Genomic DNA, 397 nt, shown 5'->3' on the forward strand with positions numbered 1-397 from the left:
GATCGTGAGCACACCGGCCGCCGCGATCTCGGGAGCACGGGCCTGACCGCACACCGCAACGCCATTCACCTCGCACACCGCGGCCACCAGTGCGGCCTTCGCCGCTCCTACGCCGAATACCAGGCAGATCGCGATGGCAATCTGGCTCAGCTGGGGGTTCCGTTTCATAGTCACTCCAAGGGCCATTGGCCGTCACATTCAGGATTGAGGTTTGCCGCCCAGCAGCACGCGGGACACCTTCTTGGCGTACTCCAGACGCTTCGACTCGGTCGCTGCGTTGTATGCGCCCACGGCATTCCACGTCAGGCCGAATCGAGCGATGTTTTGGGACAGAACCCACGCGCCGATATTGGTGTTGATGCACGGCTCCCATAGCCTTTCCTCGTCGATGCCGTAG

Annotated in this window: 1 protein-coding gene; it reads right to left on the reverse strand. The window is 62.5% G+C overall.

The features are described 5' to 3' along the window. Positions 1-198: 198 nt before the first annotated feature. Positions 199-397, reverse strand: a 199-nt coding sequence (locus IM725_RS20175) for a lytic transglycosylase domain-containing protein (RefSeq protein ID WP_193782415.1), incomplete at its 5' end; no start/stop codon positions are given.

Origin of the sequence: Ramlibacter aquaticus, from assembly GCF_015159745.1 — a bacterium.
GTDB lineage: Bacteria > Pseudomonadota > Gammaproteobacteria > Burkholderiales > Burkholderiaceae_C > Ramlibacter > Ramlibacter aquaticus.